Annotated in this window: 18 protein-coding genes; 14 read left to right on the top strand and 4 right to left on the bottom strand. The window is 70.3% G+C overall.

The features are described from left to right. Nucleotides 1-42: 42 nt before the first annotated feature. Nucleotides 43-783 (top strand): deoxyribonuclease V, encoded by a 741-nt coding sequence (nfi, locus tag ACZ5WE_RS20580; RefSeq protein WP_467691017.1) that lies wholly within the window; start codon nucleotides 43-45, stop codon nucleotides 781-783. On the opposite strand, the gene ACZ5WE_RS20575 is transcribed toward nfi, so the two are convergent. After that, the gene (locus ACZ5WE_RS20575) at nucleotides 755-1,966 is read right to left on the bottom strand and encodes a saccharopine dehydrogenase family protein (protein WP_467691015.1); all 1,212 of its coding nucleotides are present in this window, start codon (nucleotides 1,964-1,966) and stop codon (nucleotides 755-757) included. The two genes, nfi and ACZ5WE_RS20575, sit on opposite strands and share 29 nt — an antisense overlap. 84 nt (nucleotides 1,967-2,050) lie before the next feature. Here ACZ5WE_RS20575 and ACZ5WE_RS20570 point away from each other — a divergent pair, with 84 nt between their 5' ends. After that, a complete protein-coding gene (locus tag ACZ5WE_RS20570) occupies nucleotides 2,051-2,437 on the top strand; it encodes an MmcQ/YjbR family DNA-binding protein (protein WP_467691013.1) in 387 nt (128 codons plus the stop codon). Nucleotides 2,438-2,493: 56 nt separating this feature from the next. Here ACZ5WE_RS20570 and ACZ5WE_RS20565 read toward each other — a convergent pair whose 3' ends face one another. Further along, entirely contained in the window at nucleotides 2,494-2,943 is a 450-nt protein-coding gene (locus tag ACZ5WE_RS20565) for a 2-thiouracil desulfurase family protein (protein WP_467691011.1), read from the bottom strand. A 155-nt stretch (nucleotides 2,944-3,098) separates the two neighbouring features. Between ACZ5WE_RS20565 and ACZ5WE_RS20560 the strand changes: the two genes are divergently transcribed. The 6 genes from ACZ5WE_RS20560 (at nucleotide 3,099) to ACZ5WE_RS20535 (ending at nucleotide 10,975) form a co-directional block, all read left to right on the top strand. Continuing rightward, nucleotides 3,099-4,253, top strand: a complete 1,155-nt coding sequence (locus ACZ5WE_RS20560; RefSeq protein WP_467691009.1) for a CaiB/BaiF CoA transferase family protein — start codon at nucleotides 3,099-3,101, stop codon at nucleotides 4,251-4,253. Beyond that, nucleotides 4,253-5,278, top strand: a complete 1,026-nt coding sequence (locus ACZ5WE_RS20555) for an LLM class F420-dependent oxidoreductase (RefSeq protein WP_467691008.1) — start codon at nucleotides 4,253-4,255, stop codon at nucleotides 5,276-5,278. The genes ACZ5WE_RS20560 and ACZ5WE_RS20555 overlap by 1 nt, the downstream gene beginning before the upstream one ends. A gap of 18 nt (nucleotides 5,279-5,296) precedes the next feature. Next, complete coding sequence (locus tag ACZ5WE_RS20550) at nucleotides 5,297-6,439, top strand: acyl-CoA dehydrogenase family protein (RefSeq protein ID WP_467691006.1); 1,143 nt, start codon at nucleotides 5,297-5,299, stop codon at nucleotides 6,437-6,439. Between the two features lie 47 nt (nucleotides 6,440-6,486). Further along, a complete protein-coding gene (locus ACZ5WE_RS20545; protein ID WP_467691005.1) occupies nucleotides 6,487-7,707 on the top strand; it encodes an acetyl-CoA C-acetyltransferase in 1,221 nt (406 codons plus the stop codon). Nucleotides 7,708-7,967: 260 nt separating this feature from the next. Continuing rightward, nucleotides 7,968-10,139 carry a 3-hydroxyacyl-CoA dehydrogenase NAD-binding domain-containing protein gene (locus tag ACZ5WE_RS20540; RefSeq protein WP_467691004.1) on the top strand — a complete coding sequence of 724 codons (2,172 nt, stop codon included), beginning with the start codon at nucleotides 7,968-7,970 and terminating at the stop codon, nucleotides 10,137-10,139. Nucleotides 10,140-10,249: 110 nt separating this feature from the next. Next, a complete protein-coding gene (locus tag ACZ5WE_RS20535) occupies nucleotides 10,250-10,975 on the top strand; it encodes a hypothetical protein (protein ID WP_467691003.1) in 726 nt (241 codons plus the stop codon). A 31-nt stretch (nucleotides 10,976-11,006) separates the two neighbouring features. On the opposite strand, the gene ACZ5WE_RS20530 is transcribed toward ACZ5WE_RS20535, so the two are convergent. After that, nucleotides 11,007-11,741 (bottom strand): MerR family transcriptional regulator, encoded by a 735-nt coding sequence (locus ACZ5WE_RS20530; protein ID WP_467691364.1) that lies wholly within the window; start codon nucleotides 11,739-11,741, stop codon nucleotides 11,007-11,009. 208 nt (nucleotides 11,742-11,949) lie between these two features. Between ACZ5WE_RS20530 and ACZ5WE_RS20525 the strand changes: the two genes are divergently transcribed. The 6 genes from ACZ5WE_RS20525 (at nucleotide 11,950) to ACZ5WE_RS20500 (ending at nucleotide 18,574) form a co-directional block, all read left to right on the top strand. Then, nucleotides 11,950-13,761 (top strand): AMP-dependent synthetase/ligase, encoded by a 1,812-nt coding sequence (locus ACZ5WE_RS20525; RefSeq protein WP_467691001.1) that lies wholly within the window; start codon nucleotides 11,950-11,952, stop codon nucleotides 13,759-13,761. 182 nt (nucleotides 13,762-13,943) lie between these two features. After that, entirely contained in the window at nucleotides 13,944-15,401 is a 1,458-nt protein-coding gene (locus ACZ5WE_RS20520; RefSeq protein ID WP_399391356.1) for an amino acid permease, read from the top strand. Between the two features lie 56 nt (nucleotides 15,402-15,457). After that, the gene (locus ACZ5WE_RS20515) at nucleotides 15,458-15,937 is read left to right on the top strand and encodes a macro domain-containing protein (RefSeq protein WP_467691000.1); all 480 of its coding nucleotides are present in this window, start codon (nucleotides 15,458-15,460) and stop codon (nucleotides 15,935-15,937) included. 93 nt (nucleotides 15,938-16,030) lie between these two features. Beyond that, nucleotides 16,031-16,510 (top strand): F0F1 ATP synthase subunit B family protein, encoded by a 480-nt coding sequence (locus ACZ5WE_RS20510; protein ID WP_467690999.1) that lies wholly within the window; start codon nucleotides 16,031-16,033, stop codon nucleotides 16,508-16,510. A gap of 73 nt (nucleotides 16,511-16,583) precedes the next feature. Next, the gene (locus ACZ5WE_RS20505; RefSeq protein ID WP_467690998.1) at nucleotides 16,584-17,360 is read left to right on the top strand and encodes an alpha/beta fold hydrolase; all 777 of its coding nucleotides are present in this window, start codon (nucleotides 16,584-16,586) and stop codon (nucleotides 17,358-17,360) included. Between the two features lie 329 nt (nucleotides 17,361-17,689). Continuing rightward, nucleotides 17,690-18,574, top strand: a complete 885-nt coding sequence (locus tag ACZ5WE_RS20500) for an oxygenase MpaB family protein (RefSeq protein ID WP_467691362.1) — start codon at nucleotides 17,690-17,692, stop codon at nucleotides 18,572-18,574. Nucleotides 18,575-18,891: 317 nt separating this feature from the next. Here the strand turns inward: ACZ5WE_RS20500 and ACZ5WE_RS20495 are convergent, their stop codons facing one another. Further along, nucleotides 18,892-20,385, bottom strand: a complete 1,494-nt coding sequence (locus ACZ5WE_RS20495; RefSeq protein WP_467690996.1) for a M1 family metallopeptidase — start codon at nucleotides 20,383-20,385, stop codon at nucleotides 18,892-18,894. Between the last annotated feature and the right edge of the window lie 129 nt (nucleotides 20,386-20,514).

Below are 20,514 nucleotides of genomic sequence, written 5' to 3'. Positions count from 1 at the left end.
GGGCGGGGTGGGGAAGGCCGAAGGCCTAGTCTTGACCGCACCATGACGACCCACGCCGCCGCCCTCGCGCACATCCCCGCCGACTGGCCCGCCGACGAGCCGACCGCCCGCGCGGTCCAGGACGCCCTCCGCGCCCGGGTCGTACTCGACGAAGCGGGCCCCGAGCCGGGCACGGGACACGTCACGGGCGTCGACGTCGCCTACGACGACGAGCGCGACATCGTCGCCGCCGCGGTCGTCGTCCTTGACGCCGTGACGCTCGATGTCGTCGAGGAGGCCACCGCGGTGGGCCGCGTGGCCTTCCCGTACGTGCCGGGCCTGCTCGCCTTCCGCGAGATCCCCACCGTCCTCGCCGCCCTGGGCGCGCTCGAAGCCGGCCCGGGCCTCGTCGTCTGCGACGGCTACGGCATCGCGCACCCCCGCAGGTTCGGCCTCGCGAGCCACCTCGGAGTCCTCACGGGGCTGCCCACGATCGGCGTGGCCAAGAACCCCTTCACGTTCACGTACCAGGCTCCCGACGCGCCGCGGGGGAGCGCTGCCCCGCTCCTGGACGGCGGTGAGGAGATCGGCCGCGCCCTGCGCACCCGCGAGGACGTCAAGCCGGTCTTCGTCTCCGTCGGCCACCGCGTGAGCCTGGACAACGCCTGCGCCCACACGCTCCGGCTGACGCCGCGCTACCGCATCCCGGAGTCGACGCGCCGCGCGGACGCCCTGTGCCGCCGGGCCCTGAGCGAGGCGACCGCCCAGGCCCCGACTAGCGCGACGCCGCCACCCGGAAGCTGAGCCCCGCTGCCATCAGCCGCGTCGTCAGCGCGTCGCCCATCGCCACCGCGGTGGTCACCTGCCCGGCCACGTCCGGCAGTTCGTCGTCGACGGCCAGGCACAGCGCCGCCTCGCCCAGCATCTTCGCCGTCTCGTCGTACCCCGGATCGCCGCCCGAGACCTCCGTGAACACCCGCTTGCCGCCGCCCTCGCCGACGAACCGCACGGAGAACCAGCTCTCCGCACGCCGCTGCTCGCTCGGCCCCTCGCCCGGCTTCAGACGTGACGACAACCACCGCCGCACGGGCGGCAGTTGGGCCGCGGCCACCAGACCGCTGACGGCCGCCGCGCCGCCCACCGCGAACGGCAGGGTGCGCACGGCCGCGTAGTGCCGGTAGCGGAAGTCGGGCCCGTAGCGTTCGAGCGCACGCGCCGAGCGCTGCACCACCTGCGGGTCGATCGTCGGCAGCGGAAGGGCCCAGGCGCCGACCTCGCCCGCGTACCGGGGCGCGCTCGGCGGTGCGTACGCCTTGCGGTCCACCAGGCGCGGCTCGTGCCGCCGCCGGTCACGCGCGGCGGTCAGCATCTGCGGTCCGCGCGCGAACTGGGCGAGGGCGGAGGCGAACGTACCCCCGGAGAACGTCGCGTTGCTGCGCACGAACCCGTCGACGCGCAGCGGCACGCCCTCCGGGAGCTGCCGCACGGTGAAGTACGCGCCCAGGTCGTGCGGGACCGAGTCGAAGCCGCAGGAGTGCACGAGGCGCGCGCCCGTCTCCCGCGCGCGGGCGTCGTGCCGCACGTACATGAGGTCGACGAACTCCGGCTCACCGGTGAGGTCCACGTAGTCCGTGCCCGCCTCGGCGCACGCGGCGACGAGTTCCTGGCCGTACTCGAGATAGGGCCCGACGGTCGTGGCCACCACGCGCGCGTGGCCCGCCATCTCCCGCAGGGACGCCGGGTCCGCCACGTCCGCGCGGACGAGGGGGAGCTTCGCGCAGGCCGGGTGGGCGCCGGCGAGACGCTCCCGCAGCCGCTCCAGCTTCCCGGTGTCACGCCCCGCGATCGCCCAGCGCAGCCCCTCGGGGGCGTGGGCCGCGAGGTACTCCGCGGTGAGTACGCCGACGAAACCTGTCGCCCCGAAGAGCACGATGTCGTACGTGCGGTCCGCCGCACGCTCCTTGCCGTTGCCGTTCCGACTGGTCATGGCACCTCTCTTCCGTGCACCCCGCGCCGATGTCGGTGGCCGAGGCTAGCGTGAGGGGTCGCAGCGGTTACCAGGAGGTACCCCATGGCTGTCCCGAAGAGTGCCCTGAGGAAGTGGGAGCGGGTGCGCGAGTTCGCGCTCGGCATGCCGAGCGCGACCGAGGACTTCCCGTGGGGCGAGACCGTCGCCAAGGTCAACAAGAAGGTGTTCGTCTTCCTCGGGACGGACGACGGCAGTTACCCCCTCGGCATCACCCTCAAGCTCACGGACGAGGCGGCGCACGCCCATGCCCTGACGGCGCCGGGCGCCGAGCCCGCCGGGTACGGACTGGGCAAGGCGGGCTGGGTGAGCGTCCCCCTGGAGGAGAAAGGCGCACCGGACGCCGACCTGCTCTGCGACTGGGTCGAGGAGAGCTACCGCACGATCGCCACGAAGAAGCTCGTCGCCGAACTGGACGCCCGCGCCACGTGACCGACCGCGCCTGCCTCCGGGAAGGGCCCCACGTCCCGGGCGCCGACCGGTGAGCCTCACACCCCGGGCGCCGACCGCACGGTGACCCCGTTCCGCTCGAACAGCGCCGCCGTCACGCCGTCGCCCGCCACCAGCTCACCGCCGAACGAACCGTCGTGCACCACGCCCCGCCCGCACGAGGGGCTGCGCGGCATCAGGAGCGCCTCGGTGCAGCCGCCGTTCCGCGCGGCGGCCAGGGCCCGCCGAGCGCCCTCGACGAACTCGGCCGTCACATCGTGGCCCGTGTCGTCGACGACGCGCGCCGTGCCGTCGAGCACGTCATGACCGTCACCGCCGACGAGCTCGGCAGGGCGGCGCGGTGTCGGCAGACCGCCCGCCGCCTCCGGGCAGAAGGACACGACCGCGCGTCCCGCCACCGCCTCGTCGACCTCGGACGACGCCTTGTCCCGGCCGTCGAAACGGCATGGCACCCCGCGTAGACACGCGCTGACCAGTACGGAATCCATGCGTCGAGGCTAGCCGAGGCCAAGCGTCGCGCGTCCTGTCCCCGAAATTGCCTAAGCGCTTGCTTGCTAGGGTCTTGTGCGGAGTGGAACACGTTCTTAGCATCACTGGTGTTACATCAGTTGTGTCATAGCTGTGCCATAGCGCTGGGGGCTCAATGGCAGTTCCGGACAAGGGCGTTCACGGGCCGCTCGCAGGAGTGCGCGTGGTCGAGCTGGCGGGCATCGGCCCCGGCCCGTTCGCGGCGATGCTCCTCGCCGACCTCGGCGCCGACGTCGTACGCGTCGACCGGCCGGGCGGCGGCGGCCTCGCGATCAACCCCGAGTACGACGTCACCAACCGCAACAAACGCTCCGTGATCGTCGACCTCAAGGCCGCGGACGGAGCCGGCCGCGTCCTCGACCTGGCCGACCGCGCCGACATCCTCATCGAGGGCTACCGCCCCGGTGTCGCCGAGCGCCTCGGTGTCGGACCGGGTGCCTGCCACGCCCGCAATCCGAAGCTCGTGTACGGCCGGATGACCGGCTGGGGCCAAGAGGGGCCGCTCGCCCAGCGCGCCGGGCACGACATCGCGTACATCGCGATCACCGGGACCCTCGGCATGATCGGCAACCCCGGTGAGCCGCCCACCGTCCCCGCCAACCTCGTCGGCGACTACGCGGGCGGCTCGCTCTATCTCGTCGTCGGCATCCTCGCGGCCCTGCACCACGCCCGCGCGACCGGCGCCGGGCAGGTCGTGGACGCCGCGATCGTCGACGGCACCGCACACCTCACGTCGATGATCCACGGCATGCTGGCGGCCGGCGGCTGGCAGGACCGGCGCGGAGCCAACCTCCTGGACGGCGGCTGCCCGTTCTACGGCAACTACGAGACGGCCGACGGCGGTTACATGGCCGTCGGTGCACTTGAGCAGCAGTTCTACGATGAGTTCATCGAGCTGCTCGGCCTGGCGGAACAGGCACCCGCGCGCAAGGACCTCGCCCGCTGGGGTGAGCTGCGCGAGGCGGTCGCCGCCCGCTTCAAGGAGCGGACGCGCGAGGAGTGGACGGCCGTCTTCGAAGGCTCCGACGCGTGCGTGGCGCCCGTGCTCTCGCTGCGCGAAGCGCCCGGTCACCCCCATCTCGCAGCCCGCGGCACCTTCGTCGACCACGGCGGCATCACCCAGCCCGCCCCCGCGCCGCGCTTCTCCGCGACGCCCACGGACGTCCGGAGCGGCCCCGCCAAGCCGGGCGCGGACACCGAGGCCGTGGCCCGCGACTGGGACGTACCGGCCCTCCAGCAGTCCGACACACCCACCAAGGAAGACGACTGATGCAACTCTCCGCACCTCTCGCCTACGCGGGCGACCCGCGACAGGCCGCCGACGACATCGCGGCCCTGGAGTCCGCAGGTCTGGACGCCGTCTGGGTGGCGGAGGCCTACGGCTTCGACTCGCCCACCATCATGGGCTACCTGGCCGCGCGCACCGAGCGTATGAAGATCGGCGCCGCGATCCTCAACGTCTACTCGCGCACCCCGGCCCTCATCGCCCAGACGGCGGCCGGACTCGACGCGATCTCCGGCGGCCGGGCGATCATGGGGCTCGGCGCTTCGGGGCCGCAAGTCGTCGAGGGCTGGCACGGAAAGCCGTACGACAAGCCCCTGGCCCGCACCCGGGAGGCCATCGAACTGACTCGCCGCATCCTGCGCCGCGAGGTCATCGACCACCACGGCATCACGGACATGCCGCTGCCCCCGGAGAAGGGCGGCAAGCTGGGCAAGCCGCTCAAGATCCTCACCAGGCCGGTGCGTTCGGAAGTGCCGCTGTACGTCGCCTCCCTGGGCCCGGCCAACGTCCGCATGACCGCCGAGATCGCCGACGGCTGGCTGCCCACCCTCTTCATCCCGGAAAAGGCCCACCAGGTGTGGGGCGCTCCGCTCGCCGAGGGCAAGGAGAAGCGCGATTCGGGGCTCGGACCGTTGCGGACGGTGGCGGGCGGACTGCTCGCCATCGGTGACGACGCGGCCTCCGTACGGGATCTCGCCCGGCCTCAGATCGCCCTCTACGTAGGCGGCATGGGCGCCCCGGGGAAGAACTTCTACAACGACCTCGCGGTCGCGTACGGCTACGAGAAGGAAGCGGCGCGCATCCAGGAGCTGTATCTCTCGGGCAAGAAGAAGGAAGCCGAGGCCGCCGTCCCGGACGAGTTCTGCGAGCTCATGTCGCTGTGCGGACCCGAGAGCTACGTCCGCGAGCGTGTCGAGGCCTTCCGCGAGGCGGGCGTCACCATGCTCAACGTCATTCCCGTCGGCCCCGAGCCGGCCAAGTTGATCGAGACCGTCAAGGGCTGGCTCTAGGGCTCCAGGAGGCCGTAAGTGAAGCGACAGATCTTCTCCGCCGAACACGAGGCGTTCCGCGAGACCGTCCGCACCTTCCTGGCCAAGGAGGTGCTGCCCCACTACGAGGAGTGGGAGAAGGACGGGATCGTCAGCCGTGACGCGTGGCTCGCGGCGGGCAAGCAGGGGCTGCTCGGGCTCGCCGTGCCCGAGGAGTACGGCGGCGGCGGCAACACAGACTTCCGCTACAGCGCCGTCCTCGCCGAGGAGTTCACCCGCGCGGGCGCGGCCGGGCTCGCGCTCGGCCTGCACAACGACATCATCGGCCCCTATCTGACCTCCCTGGCCACCGAGGACCAGAAGCGGCGCTGGCTGCCCGGCTTCTGCTCCGGCGAGATCATCACGGCCATCGCGATGACCGAGCCGGGCGCGGGCTCCGACCTCCAGGGCATCCGCACCACCGCCACCGATCAGGGTGACCACTGGCTGCTCAACGGCTCCAAGACGTTCATCTCGAACGGCATCCTCGCCGACCTCGTGGTCGTCGTCGCCAAGACCTCTCCCGAGGGCGGCGCGAAGGGCCTGTCCCTCCTCGTCGTCGAGCGCGGTGCGGACGGCTTCGAGCGGGGCCGCAACCTCGACAAGATCGGCCAGAAATCCCAGGACACCGCCGAGTTGTTCTTCAACGACGTACGTGTCCCCAAGGAGAACCTCCTCGGCGAGCTCGACGGCGCCTTCATCCACCTGATGACGAACCTCGCGCAGGAGCGCATGGGCATCGCCGTCGCGGGGATCGCCGCAGCCGAGCACCTCCTGGAGATCACCAAGACGTACGTCAAGGAGCGCGAGGCTTTCGGGCGCCCGCTCTCCAAGCTCCAGCACATCCGCTTCGAGATCGCCGAGATGGCCACCGAGTGCGCCGTCACCCGTACGTTCCTCGACCGCTGCATCGTGGATCACTCGAACGGGGAACTCGACGCGGTGCACGCCTCGATGGCCAAGTGGTGGGCCACCGAGCTGCAGAAACGCGTCGCCGACCGGTGCCTGCAACTGCACGGCGGATACGGCTACATGACCGAGTACCGCGTCGCCAAGGCCTTCACCGACGGCCGCATCCAGACGATCTACGGAGGCACGACCGAGATCATGAAGGAGATCATCGGCCGCTCCCTGCTCGCCTGAGCCTTCCCTACCCTCACCTGCAAAGTTCTTTGCGAAAGGCTGCTGTCTTGACCACCGAAGCGTACGTATACGACGCGATCCGCACCCCGCGCGGACGCGGCAAGGCCAATGGCGCCCTGCACGGCACCAAGCCGATCGACCTCGTCGTCGGCCTGATCCACGAGATCCGCGCGCGGTTCCCCGACCTGGACCCGGCCGCCGTCGACGACATCGTCCTCGGCGTCGTGGGCCCCGTCGGCGACCAGGGCTCCGACATCGCGCGCGTCGCGGCCATCGCCGCCGGACTGCCCGACACCGTCGCGGGCGTCCAGGAGAACCGCTTCTGCGCCTCGGGTCTCGAAGCGGTCAACATGGCCGCGATGAAGGTGCGTTCGGGGTGGGAGGATCTCGTCCTCGCGGGCGGCGTCGAGTCGATGTCGCGCGTCCCGATGGGCTCGGACGGCGGCGCCTGGTTCGCCGACCCGATGACCAACTACGAGACCGGCTTCGTGCCGCAGGGCATCGGCGCCGACCTGATCGCCACGGTGGAGGGCTACTCCCGTCGTGACGTCGACGAGTACGCCGCCCTGTCCCAGGAGCGCGCCGCGGCCGCCTGGAAGGACAGTCGCTTCGAGAAGTCCGTCGTGCCGGTGAAGGACCGCAGCGGCCTGGTCGTCCTGGACCACGACGAGTACATGCGCCCCGGCACCACCGCCGACTCGCTCGCCAAGCTGAAGCCGTCCTTCAAGGACATCGGGGACCTCGGCGGCTTCGACGCCGTCGCGCTGCAGAAGTACCACTGGGTCGAGAAGATCGACCACGTCCACCACGCGGGCAACTCCTCGGGCATCGTGGACGGCGCCGCGCTCGTCGCCATCGGCAGCAAGGAGGTCGGCGAGCGGTACGGCCTCGCTCCGCGCGCCCGCATCGTCTCCGCGGCCGTCTCCGGCTCCGAGCCGACCATCATGCTCACCGGCCCCGCGCCCGCGGCGCGCAAGGCACTCGCCAAGGCCGGTCTGACCATCGACGACATCGACCTCGTCGAGATCAACGAAGCCTTCGCGGCCGTCGTGCTGCGCTTCGTCAAGGACATGGGCCTGTCCCTGGACAAGGTCAACGTCAACGGCGGCGCGATTGCGTTGGGGCATCCCTTGGGTGCGACCGGGGCGATGATCCTGGGGACGCTTGTGGACGAGCTGGAGCGGCGTGACCTGCGGTACGGGCTCGCCACCTTGTGCGTCGGCGGTGGGATGGGGATCGCCACGATCGTGGAACGCATCTCCGGCTGAGCGCCGTAGGAGCTGTTGTACGTCGCCGACTGCGGGTGCTTCGTGGCTGGTCGCGCAGTTCCCCGCGCCCCTGAAGGCATGCGGCTCCGCCGCGGCCTTCCCCGGTACGCGCCCCTGAGATGGCGCACGCAGTGCGCATCTCAGGGGCGCAGGGAACTGCGCGACCAGCCCCCACCCACCGCCAGTCGGCGACGAACGGCACCGTCCACCCCCGTAGCCGCGCACGGCCCCCCGCCAACAGACTTCACGGAGAAAAGACCATGACCCAAAGCACCACCATCCGCTGGGAACAGGACGACACCGGCATCGTCACCCTCGTCCTCGACGACCCCAACCAGTCCGCGAACACCATGAACCAGGGGTTCAAGGACTCCATCGCGGCGATCGCCGAGCGCGCGGAGGCCGAGAAGGACTCCCTTCGCGGCATCATCTACACCTCCGCCAAGAAGACCTTCTTCGCGGGCGGTGACCTCAAGGACATGATGCAGGCGGGCCCCGAGAACGCGCGGGACGCGTTCGAGGCGGGCGTCGCCATCAAGAGCTCCCTGCGCCGCATCGAGACCCTGGGCAAGCCGGTCGTCGCCGCCATCAACGGCGCGGCCCTGGGCGGCGGTTACGAGATCGCCCTGGCCAGCCACCACCGCGTCGCGCTCGACGCGCCCGGGTCCAAGATCGGCCTGCCCGAGGTCACCCTCGGCCTGCTCCCGGCCGGCGGCGGCGTGACCCGCACCGTACGCCTCATGGGCATCGCCGACGCGCTGCTCAAGGTGCTCCTCCAGGGCACCCAGTACTCACCGAAGCGCGCCCTGGAGAACGGCCTCGTCCACGAGGTGGCGGCTACCCGCGACGAGATGATCGAGAAGGCCCGCGCCTTCATCGACGCCAACCCCGAGTCGGCCCAGCCCTGGGACAGGCCCGGCTACCGCATCCCCGGCGGTACCCCGGCCCACCCGAAGTTCGCGGCGAACCTGCCGGCGTTCCCGGCCAACCTCAAGAAGCAGATCAACGGCGCCCCCTACCCGGCCCCGCGCAACATCCTCGCGGCCGCCGTCGAGGGCTCGCAGGTCGACTTCGAGACCGCGCTGACCATCGAAGCCCGGTACTTCACCGAGCTGGTCACCGGGCAGACCGCCAAGAACATGATCCAGGCGTTCTTCTTCGACCTCCAGGCCGTCAACTCCGGTGCCAACAGGCCCAAGGGCATCGAGGCACGCCAGGTCCGCAAGGCCGCCGTCCTCGGCGCCGGGATGATGGGCGCGGGCATTGCCTACTCGTGCGCCCGCGCGGGCATCGAGGTCGTCCTGAAGGATGTGTCCGCCGAGGCCGCAGCCAAGGGCAAGGCCTACTCCGAGAAGCTGTGCGCCAAGGCGGTGCAGCGGGGACGTACGACCCAGGAGAAGGCCGACGCGCTGCTCGCCCGCATCACGCCGACCGCCGACCCGCAGGACCTCGCGGGCTGCGACGCCGTGATCGAGGCCGTCTTCGAGGACACCGCCCTCAAGCACAAGGTGTTCCAGGAGATCCAGGACGTCATCGAGCCGGACGCGCTGCTGTGCTCCAACACCTCGACGCTGCCGATCACGCAGCTCGCCGAGGGTGTCACGCGGCCCGTCGACTTCATCGGCCTGCACTTCTTCTCGCCGGTCGACAAGATGCCGCTCGTCGAGATCATCAAGGGCGAGCGGACCGGGGACGAGGCGCTCGCGCGCGCCTTCGACCTCGTACGACAGATCAACAAGACGCCGATCGTCGTCAACGACTCGCGTGGCTTCTTCACCTCGCGCGTGATCGGGCACTTCATCAACGAAGGCGTCGCGATGGTCGGCGAGGGCATCGAGCCCGCGTCGATCGAGCAGGCCGCGGCCCAGGCGGGCTACCCGGCGAAGGTCCTCTCCCTGATGGACGAGCTGACCCTCACCCTGCCCCGCAAGATCCGCAACGAGACGAAGCGCGCCGTCGAGGAGGCGGGCGGCACCTGGGCCGGGCACCCCTCGGACTCCGTCATCGACCGCATGGTCGACGAGTTCGAGCGTCCCGGCAGGAGCGGGGGAGCGGGCTTCTACGACTACGTGGACGGCAAGCGAGCCGGGCTCTGGCCGGGCCTGCGCGAGCACTTCACCGAGCCGGGCACACAGATCCCGTTCGAGGACATGCAGGAGCGGATGCTCTTCTCCGAGTCGCTCGACACGGTGCGCCTGGTGGAGGAGGGCGTCCTGACGTCCGTCGCGGACGCCAACATCGGCTCCATCTTCGGCATCGGCTTCCCCGGCTGGACCGGTGGCGTGCTCCAGTACATCAACGGTTACGAAGGCGGCCTGCCCGGATTCGTGGCACGCGCGCGTGAGTTGGCCGACCGCTACGGGGAGCGGTTCACGCCGCCCGCCCTCCTCGTCGAGAAGGCGGACAAGGGCGAGCAGTTCAGCGACGCCTGACCCTCGGTCACCTACGGTTCCGCCCGTGTGCGCGGGCGGAACCGCGGGGCCTCACCCGCGCGTCGTATCCTGCCGAAGAGCATGATCACGACAAACGGAGGATGACCGCTGTGCGGTTCACAACTGGGGGAACGACGCGAGCAGTAGGCGTCGGAGTGCTGGTCCTCTCGCTGGCCCTGACGGGCTGCGGGGGCAAGAAGAAGAACAAGAAGAGCAAGTCCGGTTCCGGGTCGTCGCACAGCCGCACCATCGGCGGCGCGACCGGCGGCGGGTCCGCGGGGAAGAGCGGCGGCTCCCTGAGCGGCGCACAGGACGCCAAGGCGATCCTGCCGCCCACCGACACCATGCCCGCCGCCCTGCGCAACGTCAGCACGGAGCTGCACAGCCGCGCCAAGGCCCCGTCCGTGTGCCAGGACCCCGGGGGCAAGTGCAAGAACGCCGTCGCCAACGGCCAGGTCGGCTACCGCACCGACGACAAGGCCGGGGGTGCGAGTTACGACGTGATCGTCTACCGCAACGAGCGGGCCGCCGAGCGTGCCTTCGCCGCCTGGGAGAGCTACGCCCGCAACAACAAGCACGAGCTCAAGATCCTCGACGGGCCGCCGCAGGGCGAGGCGAGCATCAGTTACGCGTACAAGACGGCCGCGAAGAAGAACACGCAGACGGTCGTGATCTTCCAGGGCAGGTACATCGGCACGATCGAACTGCGGGACACCGCCGGTAACGCCGCCGGACGCAAGGACCTCGCGACCCTCGCCGAGGTCTTCGCCACCCGTCTCGTGCAGGCCACGCGGGGCGAGACGCCCACCGCGACCGCGGCCAACGTCAAGGTGTAGCAAGGGAGTTGCCAAGGGCCGCGGGAGTGGCTCAGCTCTCGTCGAGCCACTCCCGCAGCTCCTCCTTGAGGGAGCGCTGGAAAGCCGTCACCAGGGCCTGCACCACCATCGGCTGCATATGGGCCGACAGGGAGCGCATCGCCGCCACGTGCTCCGGGTCCGACTCCCGGTCCCGGTAGGGCCCCCACACCTCGTCGCGGAAGAGCCGGGACAGCTCGACGGCGGCCGAACGGGTGTGCTCCATCAGGACGGTGCGCGCCGCCAGGATCGTCTCGTGCGCGATGGGCACGTCGAGCAGCTCCACGCCGAGCCGCAGCAGCCCCGGGTCGACGCGATACGACCCCTGGGGCCCCGTCGGCGCGACGACGCCCATCGCCGAGAGCCGGTCCAGGTCCGCCGCGGTCAGCGAACGGCCCGCCCTGCGCTCCAGCTCCGCGTGGTCGGTGTCCTCGGCCGAGTCGGGGGCCCAGGAGGCCACCACCGCGCGGTGGATGGCGAGGTCGTGGGCGCTCAGATCGGGCGGCAGCTGTTCCAGATACCGCTCGATCGCGGCCAGCGTCATGCCCTGGTGCTGCAACTCCTCGATGAGCCCGAGCCGGGACAGATGCTCCTGGCCGTAGTGCCCGACCCGGCGCGGACCGATCACCGGTGGCGGCAGCAGGCCCTTGGTGCTGTAGAAGCGGATCGTGCGGACGGTGACGCCCGCGCGCGCGGCCAGTTCGTCGACCGTGAGCGTCGGCTCGTCCGTGCCCGACGTCGTCGTCATCGTCATGGCAGCGCTTCGCCTCCCCAGTTGAGCACCGGCAGTGAGTACCGACAGTTGAGCACCGCCAGTTGTGCACCAGCCGTCGAGCACCCACAGCAGCGCACCGTCAGTCATGCACCGATCAGGTGCAACAGTATTGCTGTCTCACCACTGTTGTGAAAGCGTCCGGGCCAGTCACTTGCTTCGTCGATGACGCCAGGAGGCGGTCATGACCACGATCCTGCGACTCCCCGGGGAACCCACCGCCATCACCCTCCCCGCCCTGCTGCTCCGCAACGCCGAGGACCACGGCGACCGTCCCGCGCTCTCCTGGCGTGCCACCCCCGAAGGGGAATGGACGACACTGACCTGGCGCGAAGCACGCCGCAAGGTCGCCGTTCTCGCCGCCGGGTACACGGCCCTCGGCGTACGGCGCGGCGAGCACGTCCTGATGATGATGGGCAACCGCCCCGAACACTGGCTGAGCGATCTCGCCCTCGTGCACATCGGCGCGATCCCCATCACCGTGTACGGCACGTCGGCCCCCGAGCAGATCGCGCACATCGCCCGGCACAGCCGCGCCCGCTTCGCGATCGTCGAGGGCGCCCGTGAGCTGGAACGCTGGGAGCCCCTCCTGTCGGACCCCGAGGCCCCGATCGAGCGCCTGGTGGTCGTCGACGCGGCAGAGGCGGGCCCCCACCGCACGTACGGCTCCCTGCACGCCACAGGAGGCCGGCTGTTCGACCCGGACGCCTTCGAGAAGGGCTGGCGCGAGTCCCGGGCCGACGATCCGCTCACCGTCGTCTACACCTCGGGCACCACCGGCGACCCCAAGGGCGTTCGCATCACGCACCGCAACGTCGTCCTCAACGGCGTCGCCCTGGACGCCGTCGTCGAGCTCCCCGACTTCGTGGAGCACATCAGCTACCTCCCCTTCGCGCACGTCGCCGAGCGCATGCTGGGCATCTACCTGCCCGTGTTCCGCGCCTCACACGTGCACCTGTGCGCGGATCCGACCGCCGTCGCCGCGACCGCGCGCGAGCTGCGTCCCGCGCAGTTCTTCGGCGTCCCGCGCGTGTGGGAGAAGCTGGCCGCGTCCGTGAAGGCCGTGCTCGCCGGGCTGCCGGAGCAGCAGCGCGAGTCGATCGAGGCGGCGAACGAGACGACACGCGCGCGCGTGGAGTACGTCGAGCGCGGCGAGACCCCGCCGGCCGACGTGGAGACGGCGTACCGCGAGGCCAAGGAGAAGATCCTCGATCCGCTGCTCTCCCTGGCGGGATTCGACCGCCTGGTGTGGACCGCGAGCGCGGCGGCGTCGATGCCCCTGGACGTCGTGCGCTTCTGGGCGGGCTTCGACATCGTGATCATGGACGCGTGGGGGCTCACGGAGACGACCGGGGTCGTCACCATCAACACTCCGGCCGACTTCCGGCTCGGCTCGGTGGGCAAGCCCCTGGACGGCCTGGAGATCCGCACCACCGACGACGGCGAGATCCTGGTGCGCGGCGCGACGGTCTTCGACGGCTACCTCCTGCCCGACGGCGGCGTCGAGTCGGCCTGCGACGCGGACGGCTGGTTCGCCACCGGCGACGTCGGGCGGATGGACGAGGACGGATTCCTCTGGCTCACCGACCGCAAGAAGGAACTGATCGTGACCTCGACGGGCAAGAACGTCTCGCCCGCGCTCGTCGAGAACACCCTCAAGGAGCACCCCCTCATCGGCCAGGCCCTGGTCCACGGCGACGGCCGCTCCTACCTGGTGGCGCTGCTCGTCCTGGACGCCGAGATGGCCCCCGTGTGGGCCGCCGCCCGGGGAATCACGGGCGACCTGATGGCGAGCGAGGCCGTACAGGAGGAGGTCGCGCGGGCCGTCGACGAGGCCAACGCGCGCCTCAACCGCACCGAGCAGGTCAAGCGCTACCGGCTCCTCGGGGAGGAGTGGGGGCCCGACACCGGGGAGCTGACGCCGTCCCTGAAACTGCGCCGCAGGGTCATCAGGGAGAAGTACGCGGAGGCCATCAACGGGCTGTACACCTTGTGATCATGGTGTGTACACCCCCCGACCACCATGTGAGAAGTGCCGCTATGTGACCTGCGCCACCGCATGTGGGGCGATCTCTGGGGGAAGGTGTCGCGTCGGTCCACGTACACGTCAGGGGTGCCGTGGACCGGAGCACATCCGGACACCGGAGTTTTCCGGGCACCAGAGAGTAGACCCCCCACGTGAGCAAGGAAGCCGTAGACACGGCCGCTGCGGACGCATCCCGCACAGATGCGTCCCAGGCCCCCGCGGACGCGGGCGACGCCGGTTACAGCAAGGACCTCAAGGCCCGTCACGTCAACATGATCGCGATCGGTGGCGCGATCGGAACTGGACTCTTTCTCGGTGCGGGCGGCCGCCTGCACTCCGCGGGCCCCGCGCTCGCCGTCGCGTACCTCGTGTGCGGCATCTTCGCCTTCTTCGTCGTGCGCGCCCTCGGCGAGATGGTCATCTACCGGCCCTCGTCGGGTTCGTTCGTCAGCTACGCGCGTGAGTTCCTCGGTGAGAAGGGCGCCTACGTCGCCGGCTGGATGTACTTCGTCAACTGGTCGACCACCGGCATCGCCGACATCACGGCCATCGCGCTCTACACGCACTACTGGAGCTTCTTCACCGACATTCCCCAGTGGGTGCTCGCGCTGATCGCCCTCGCCGTCGTGCTCGTGATCAACATGATCTCCGTCAAGTACTTCGGCGAGATGGAGTTCTGGTTCGCGATCGTCAAGGTCGCGGCCCTGGTCGCCTTCATGCTGATCGGTATCTTCCTGCTGGTCACCCAGCAGGACGTGGGCGGGCAGACGCCGGGCCTGAGTGTCATCACCGACAACGGCGGCTTCCTGCCGAACGGCATCATGCCGGTCGTGATCGTCATGCAGGGTGTCGTCTTCGCGTACGCCTCGCTTGAGCTGGTCGGTGTCGCGGCGGGCGAGACCGCCGAGCCGCACAAGGTCGTCCCGCGCGCGGTGAACTCCATCATGTGGCGCGTGGGCCTCTTCTACGTCGGCTCGGTCGTCCTGCTCGCCCTGCTCCTGCCGGGGTCGGTGTACTCGGCCGACCAGAGCCCGTTCGTGACGGTCCTCTCCAAGATCGGCGTCCCCGCGGCCGGTGACGTGATGAACCTGGTCGTCCTCACGGCGGCGCTGTCGTCGCTGAACTCGGGCCTGTACTCCACGGGCCGCATCCTGCGCTCGATGGCGATGGCGGGTTCGGCGCCGAAGTTCACCGCGCGGATGAACAAGAGCCAGGTTCCCTACGGCGGCATCCTGCTCACCTCCGCGGTGTGCGTGCTCGGCGTCGGCCTGAACTTCCTCATGCCGAGCCAGGCCTTCGAGATCGTCCTGAACGTGGCGTCCCTCGGCATCATCAGCACGTGGGTGATCATCATGATCTGCCACCTGGCGTTCGTCCGCCGCGCCAAGGAGGGCTTGATCACCAGGCCCGGCTTCCGGCTCCCCTGGAGCCCGGTCACGGAGATCGTCACGATTGTCTTCCTGCTCTCCGTGCTCGTCCTGATGTGGAAGGACCCGGAGATCGGCCGCAAGACGCTCTACCTCATCCCGATCATCGCGGCGGCGCTGGTCGCCGGCTGGTACGGGATCCGCCGCAGGGTGGACCGCGAGGCGGCAAGCCTCACCAAGTAGCCGCACGAACCAGCAGGTCAAGGGCGACTGTCAGTGGCAGCGCCTACGGTGGCGTCATGTCGGAGATCACATATGTCCGAGGTGACGCCACCGCGCCGTTGGGCAAGGGCGTCAAGCTGATCGCCCACGTCTGCAACGACCTCGGGGGCTGGGGCAAGGGCTTCGTCGTCGCGCTCTCGCGCCGCTGGCCCGAGCCGGAGTCGGCATACCGCCGGTGGCACCGCGAGCGCGCCAAGAACGACTTCGGCCTGGGCGCCGTCCAGTTCGTCGAGGTCAGCCCCTACGTATGGGTGGCCAACATGATCGGCCAGCACGGTATGCGCACCGGCAGCAAGGGCGTCCCCGTGCGGTACGAGGCGATCGACACCGCCCTGGGCGCGCTCGCCGACAAGGCGGCCGAACTGGACGCCTCCGTGCACATGCCGCGCATCGGCTGCGGGCTCGCGGGCGGCAAGTGGTCCCGCGTCGAGCCGCTGATAACCCGGCGCCTGGTGGAGCGGGGCATCGCGGTGACGGTGTACGACTTCGGGGGCTGAGTCCACGTCCGGGCAGCGGGCGAGTGGCGAGGGGCACTCAACTTCCGTACAGGCGTGCGTTGTTGTGCACGCATGAGCGGGTGGATCAGCGGCATGCACCTCATTCCCATGCCGCTGGGGCCGATCAACCCGGACGTCGAGAATCTCGCTGTCGGAGCCGTGCTGTTCGGCTCCCTCTACTTCTTCGTCAGGCGCATGATCCTGCGCGTCAACCGCGTACTCGAAGAGCGCGCCGCGATCCTCGATGGGGTAACCGGCGGACCGGCGGCCGAGCTGCGCCGCGAGGCCGAGCGGATACGCACCGAGCGCGAGGCGACGCTGGCCGAGGCCCGTCACGAGGCCGCGCAGGTGCGGCAGCGGGCCCGGGAGGAGGGCGCCGTCCTGATCGCCGCCGCCCGTGAGGACGGCGTACGCGAACGCGACGAGATGCTCACCGCGGGCCAGGCCGCAATCAGGGCGGAACGTGTGTCGACGGAAGGGGAGCTGCGGGCTCAGGTCCCCGAGCTGGCGTCGACCCTCGCGAGCAGGATCGTGGGAGAGCCGCTCCCGACGGCAACGGCTTCGGGCCGCTAGACGGCAGGCGCCCCGCCGCAGACAGGCCGAGTTCCGTCTGGTGTGCGGGCCGCCCCCACGGCACGCTCCCACCATGGAACTCATGGTGCCGGTCAAGGACGGCGAAGTATGGGCGCAGGACTCCGGCGGCGAGGGACTGCCGCTGGTCCTGCTGCACCCGGGCGTCGCGGACTCCCGTGTCTGGGACGGGGTCCTGCCGCGCCTGGCAGAGGGGCGCCGGGTCATCCGCTACGACGCGCGGGGGTACGGCAGGTCTCCCGACCCCACGGCGTCGTTCTCGCTCGTCGAGGACCTGATCGCGGTCCTGGACCACTTCGACGTCGCACGGGCGTTCCTCGCGGGATCGAGCATGGGCGGCGCCACGGCCATCGGTCTCGCGCTGAGTGACCCCGCCAGGGTGGCGGGGCTCGCCCTGCTGGTCCCCGGGATCACCGGCAACCCCGACTTCGCCATGGAGGAGTTCACCGCCGAGGTGGGCCGTCTCGCGGAGGCGGGCGACATGGACGGCATCGTGGCCCTGGTCAAGCGCACCTCGGCCGCCGCGGGGGCCGAGGACGACCACGCGGCGGACACGCTCATCCGCTCGGTGATCCCGGCCTGGTTCGCCGTCCACCGCCACCACGTGCCCGACCCGCCCGCCTTCGACCGGCTCGGCGAGCTCGACGTGCCGTGCGTCCTCGCCCTGGGGGAGCACGACGACCCCGAGGTGGTCCGCTGCAACGAGGAGATGGCGGCACGCATCCCGGGCTGCCGCCTCGTACGGCTGCGGGACAGCGACCACTTCCCGACCCTGCGCGAGCCGGCCGCGGTAACGGACCTGGTCCTGGAGGCATACGCCACGGTGCGATAAGCAGCCGCCGCTCGCAGCCCGGCTACAGCTCCAGGAGTACGGCGGCCCAGGAGTACGGCGGCCCCTGGCTTTTCCCGATGGTGTCCCGCCGGACCTCACTGATGCCGCCGTACACCGTCGACACCACGGCGGCCCGCAGATGTTGACCTGGGCGCTGTGCCAGGAGGGGCCCTGCGCCGGGTCACACGGCTCGTTCGGGGCGTGATGGCGTTCGTGATGGCGTTGGTGCCGCCACCCCCCGCGGGTCACCGTGACCTCGGCGGTCGCATACTGGAACACACACGAACCGGGCACCGACCGACGGGCCCGCCGACCCTGTGAGCCGTGTGATGCAAGACCGCCGCCAGGCTCCCGAGCCGCCCCCGCCCGGCGGGATCCTGTGGGACATCGCGGGCGACGTACGCGCCCTGCTCGCCCTGCCCGCCGCGCTCACGATGCAGGTCGCGCACCCCGCGGTGGGCGCCGGCGTCGACACGTACTCCGTCTTCCGCACCGACCCCTGGGGGCGCGGCGAGCGGTCGCTGCGGTCGCTGCAGACCTGGGTGTACGGCGGTCAGAGCGCGGCCGATGAGGGGCGCAGGCTGCGCGACCTGCACAAGCACATCCGGGGCACGGACGCGCACGGCCGTGACTACCACGCGCTGACGCCCGCCTACTACACGTGGGTCCACGCCACCGGGTTCCCCGTCTACCGCCACGCCCAGACGTACCTGGGCCGCCCCTTCACCGAGGTGCAGGAGCGGCAGCTGTACGCGGAGTGGCTCCAGGTCGGCCGGATCCTCGGCATCCACGACCGGGACATGCCGCAGACGCTGGAGGAGTTCTGGCCGTACTACGCGAAGGTCCTCGCCGATGAGCTGGAGGAGACCGAGGTGGTACGCGACCTCGTCGCCACGGACCGCCCGGTCCCACCACCGGACCGCGGCCCCCACCTGCTCCGAGTGTCCCTGCGCGCCCTGTGGCCGCTGCTCCTGCCGCCCCTGGCGCGCTTCCGCCGCTTCATCACGATCGGCCTGATGCCGCCGGACGCGAGGGCGGCCATAGGCCTGCCGTGGACCGCCGCTCAGGAGCGGCGGCTGCGCCGCTTCGGCCGGGTCGTGCGCACGGTGGTCCCGCGGTTGCCGGAACGCCTGCGGTACATGCCCCTGGCTCGCCGAGCCCGGGCACGCAGCAATCCCACCGCCCCCGCCAAGCCGCACCTCAACCGGGGCTGATCTTCCCGATTCACCGGCTCCGCCGTGCTCGTCCTCAAACGCCGGACGGGCTGATCCCCCCGATTCACCGGCTCCGCCGTGCTCGTCCTCAAACGCCGGAAGGGCTGATCTTCCCGATTCACCGGCTCCGCCATGCTCGTCCTCAAACGCCGGACGGGCTGATCTCCCCACCCACCCGTCCCACCAGGCACGCCGACTCCCCGCCCACCCCCATCCGACGCGCGGAATCCCACCCACCCCCGCCCTACCCAGCAGCTTGCCGCCGGGTGATCGGGTGGGTGGGTGGGAGACATCCGCCGCGAAGCGGCGGCTCAGTATCAGTGCCCGTGCACACCATTCGTCGCGGCGATCGACTTCCACGACTTCGGCGCGGCAGCCGGAACCCCCGAGGACCGAGCAATCCCCGCCCCCCGCGCAGCGGGAGCATCCGGTCGCGACGGCTGGAAGAGCCACGCGTCGAACAGCGAGGCCAGCGGCTGACCGGAGACCTTCTCCGCGTACTTCACGAAGTCACTCACCTTCGCGTTCCCGTACGCGTGCTCCTTCGGCCACCCCTTCAGAATCGCCGAGAAGGACTTCTCGCCGATCTCGTTCCGCAGCGCCTGCAGGGCCAGCGCCCCGCGGTCGTACACGGCGATGTCGAACTGGTTCTCCGGACCCGGATCACCCGGCTTGACCTTCCAGAACGGGTCGTCGGCGGGGTGTTGGGCGTACACGTAGTCCGCCAGTTCCTGCGCCGTCCCCTCACCCTCCTTCTCCGACCAAAGCCACTGGCTGTACCGCGCGAAGCCCTCGTTGATCCAGATGTCCTTCCAGCCGTCGACGGACACGCTGTCGCCGTACCACTGGTGGGCCAGTTCGTGCACCACGACGGACACGTTGGACCCGTTCGCGAACTGCTTCGGGCTGTAGAACGGCCGCGTCTGCGTCTCCAGGGCGAATCCGCTCGTCACGTTCGGGACGTACCCGCCGAGCGCGTTGAAGGGGTACTTGCCGAAGACCGTCTCCAGCCACTCCGTGACCTCGACCGACCGCTCGATGCTCGCCCGCGCGGCCCCCGCGTTGTCGCCGAGGTCCTTGCTGTAGGCGTTCAGGACGGGCAGGCCGTCCGCGGTCTTGTCCGTGGTGATGTCGAACTTGCCGACGGCGAGCGTCGTCAGATAGCTGGCCTGCGGCTTGTTCGAGCGCCAGTTGAAGCGCGTCCAGCCGAGCTTCGAACTCTGCGACTGCAGCACGCCGTTGGAGATGGCCTGCGAGCCGTCCGGCACGGAGACCGAGACGTCGTACGTCGCCTTGTCGAGCGGGTGGTCGTTGGAGGGGTACCACCAGGCGGCCGACTCCGGTTCCTGCGCCGCGACGCCGCCGTCCGGCGTACGCGCCCACGCCGTAAAGCCGTTGATCTTCACCTCGGACGGTTTGCCCGCGTAACGGACGACGACGGTGATCGGCGTGCCCTTGGGCAGTCCTGCCGCCGGAGTGATCTCCAGCTCCTGCTCGCCGGACTTCTTGAAGGCCGCCTTCTTGCCGTTGACGCGCACCTCGCTGACCTTCAGGCCGAGATCGAGGTTGAAGCGGGAGAGGTCCTGCGTCGTGGTGGCGTTGATGGTCGCCGTGCCTTCGAGCAGGTCGGTCTTCGGCTGGTACTTCAGCCGCAGGTCGTAGTGCGAGACGTCGTAGCCGCCGTTGCCGCTTGCCGGGTAGTAGGGGTCGCCGATACCCGGGGCCCCGGGCGTGAAGTCAGCGGCCGATGCCGGGATCGCCAGCAGGAGAGAGGCCGCGAGCGCGCCCGGTGCGATGAGTCTGCGGTGCACAAGAGCTCCAAGTCGTACAAGTCGTAGGGGCACTTCAGTAGATGCGTCCGACCTTATTGAGCCCCGTGGCCACGCGTCATGTCCATGGTCGCTGCTGTCACACGATCGCCATTCGGCCGACATGTGCCA

Source organism: Streptomyces sp. NPDC033180, from assembly GCF_055577645.1.
Note: the sequence above shows the minus strand (reverse complement) of the source record. Positions and strands in the feature narration are given on the sequence as shown.

Excerpts from the sequence above, each read along its gene's own strand:
- nfi (WP_467691017.1), top strand. The coding sequence starts at position 43 with ATGACGACCCACGCCGCCGCCCTCGCGCACATCCCCGCCGACTGGCCC.
- ACZ5WE_RS20575 (WP_467691015.1), bottom strand. The coding sequence starts at position 1,966 with ATGACCAGTCGGAACGGCAACGGCAAGGAGCGTGCGGCGGACCGCACG.
- ACZ5WE_RS20570 (WP_467691013.1), top strand. The coding sequence starts at position 2,051 with ATGGCTGTCCCGAAGAGTGCCCTGAGGAAGTGGGAGCGGGTGCGCGAG.
- ACZ5WE_RS20565 (WP_467691011.1), bottom strand. The coding sequence starts at position 2,943 with ATGGATTCCGTACTGGTCAGCGCGTGTCTACGCGGGGTGCCATGCCGT.
- ACZ5WE_RS20560 (WP_467691009.1), top strand. The coding sequence starts at position 3,099 with ATGGCAGTTCCGGACAAGGGCGTTCACGGGCCGCTCGCAGGAGTGCGC.
- ACZ5WE_RS20555 (WP_467691008.1), top strand. The coding sequence starts at position 4,253 with ATGCAACTCTCCGCACCTCTCGCCTACGCGGGCGACCCGCGACAGGCC.
- ACZ5WE_RS20540 (WP_467691004.1), top strand. The coding sequence starts at position 7,968 with ATGACCCAAAGCACCACCATCCGCTGGGAACAGGACGACACCGGCATC.
- ACZ5WE_RS20530 (WP_467691364.1), bottom strand. The coding sequence starts at position 11,741 with ATGACGACGACGTCGGGCACGGACGAGCCGACGCTCACGGTCGACGAA.
- ACZ5WE_RS20525 (WP_467691001.1), top strand. The coding sequence starts at position 11,950 with ATGACCACGATCCTGCGACTCCCCGGGGAACCCACCGCCATCACCCTC.
- ACZ5WE_RS20515 (WP_467691000.1), top strand. The coding sequence starts at position 15,458 with ATGTCGGAGATCACATATGTCCGAGGTGACGCCACCGCGCCGTTGGGC.
- ACZ5WE_RS20510 (WP_467690999.1), top strand. The coding sequence starts at position 16,031 with ATGCACCTCATTCCCATGCCGCTGGGGCCGATCAACCCGGACGTCGAG.
- ACZ5WE_RS20505 (WP_467690998.1), top strand. The coding sequence starts at position 16,584 with ATGGAACTCATGGTGCCGGTCAAGGACGGCGAAGTATGGGCGCAGGAC.
- ACZ5WE_RS20500 (WP_467691362.1), top strand. The coding sequence starts at position 17,690 with ATGCAAGACCGCCGCCAGGCTCCCGAGCCGCCCCCGCCCGGCGGGATC.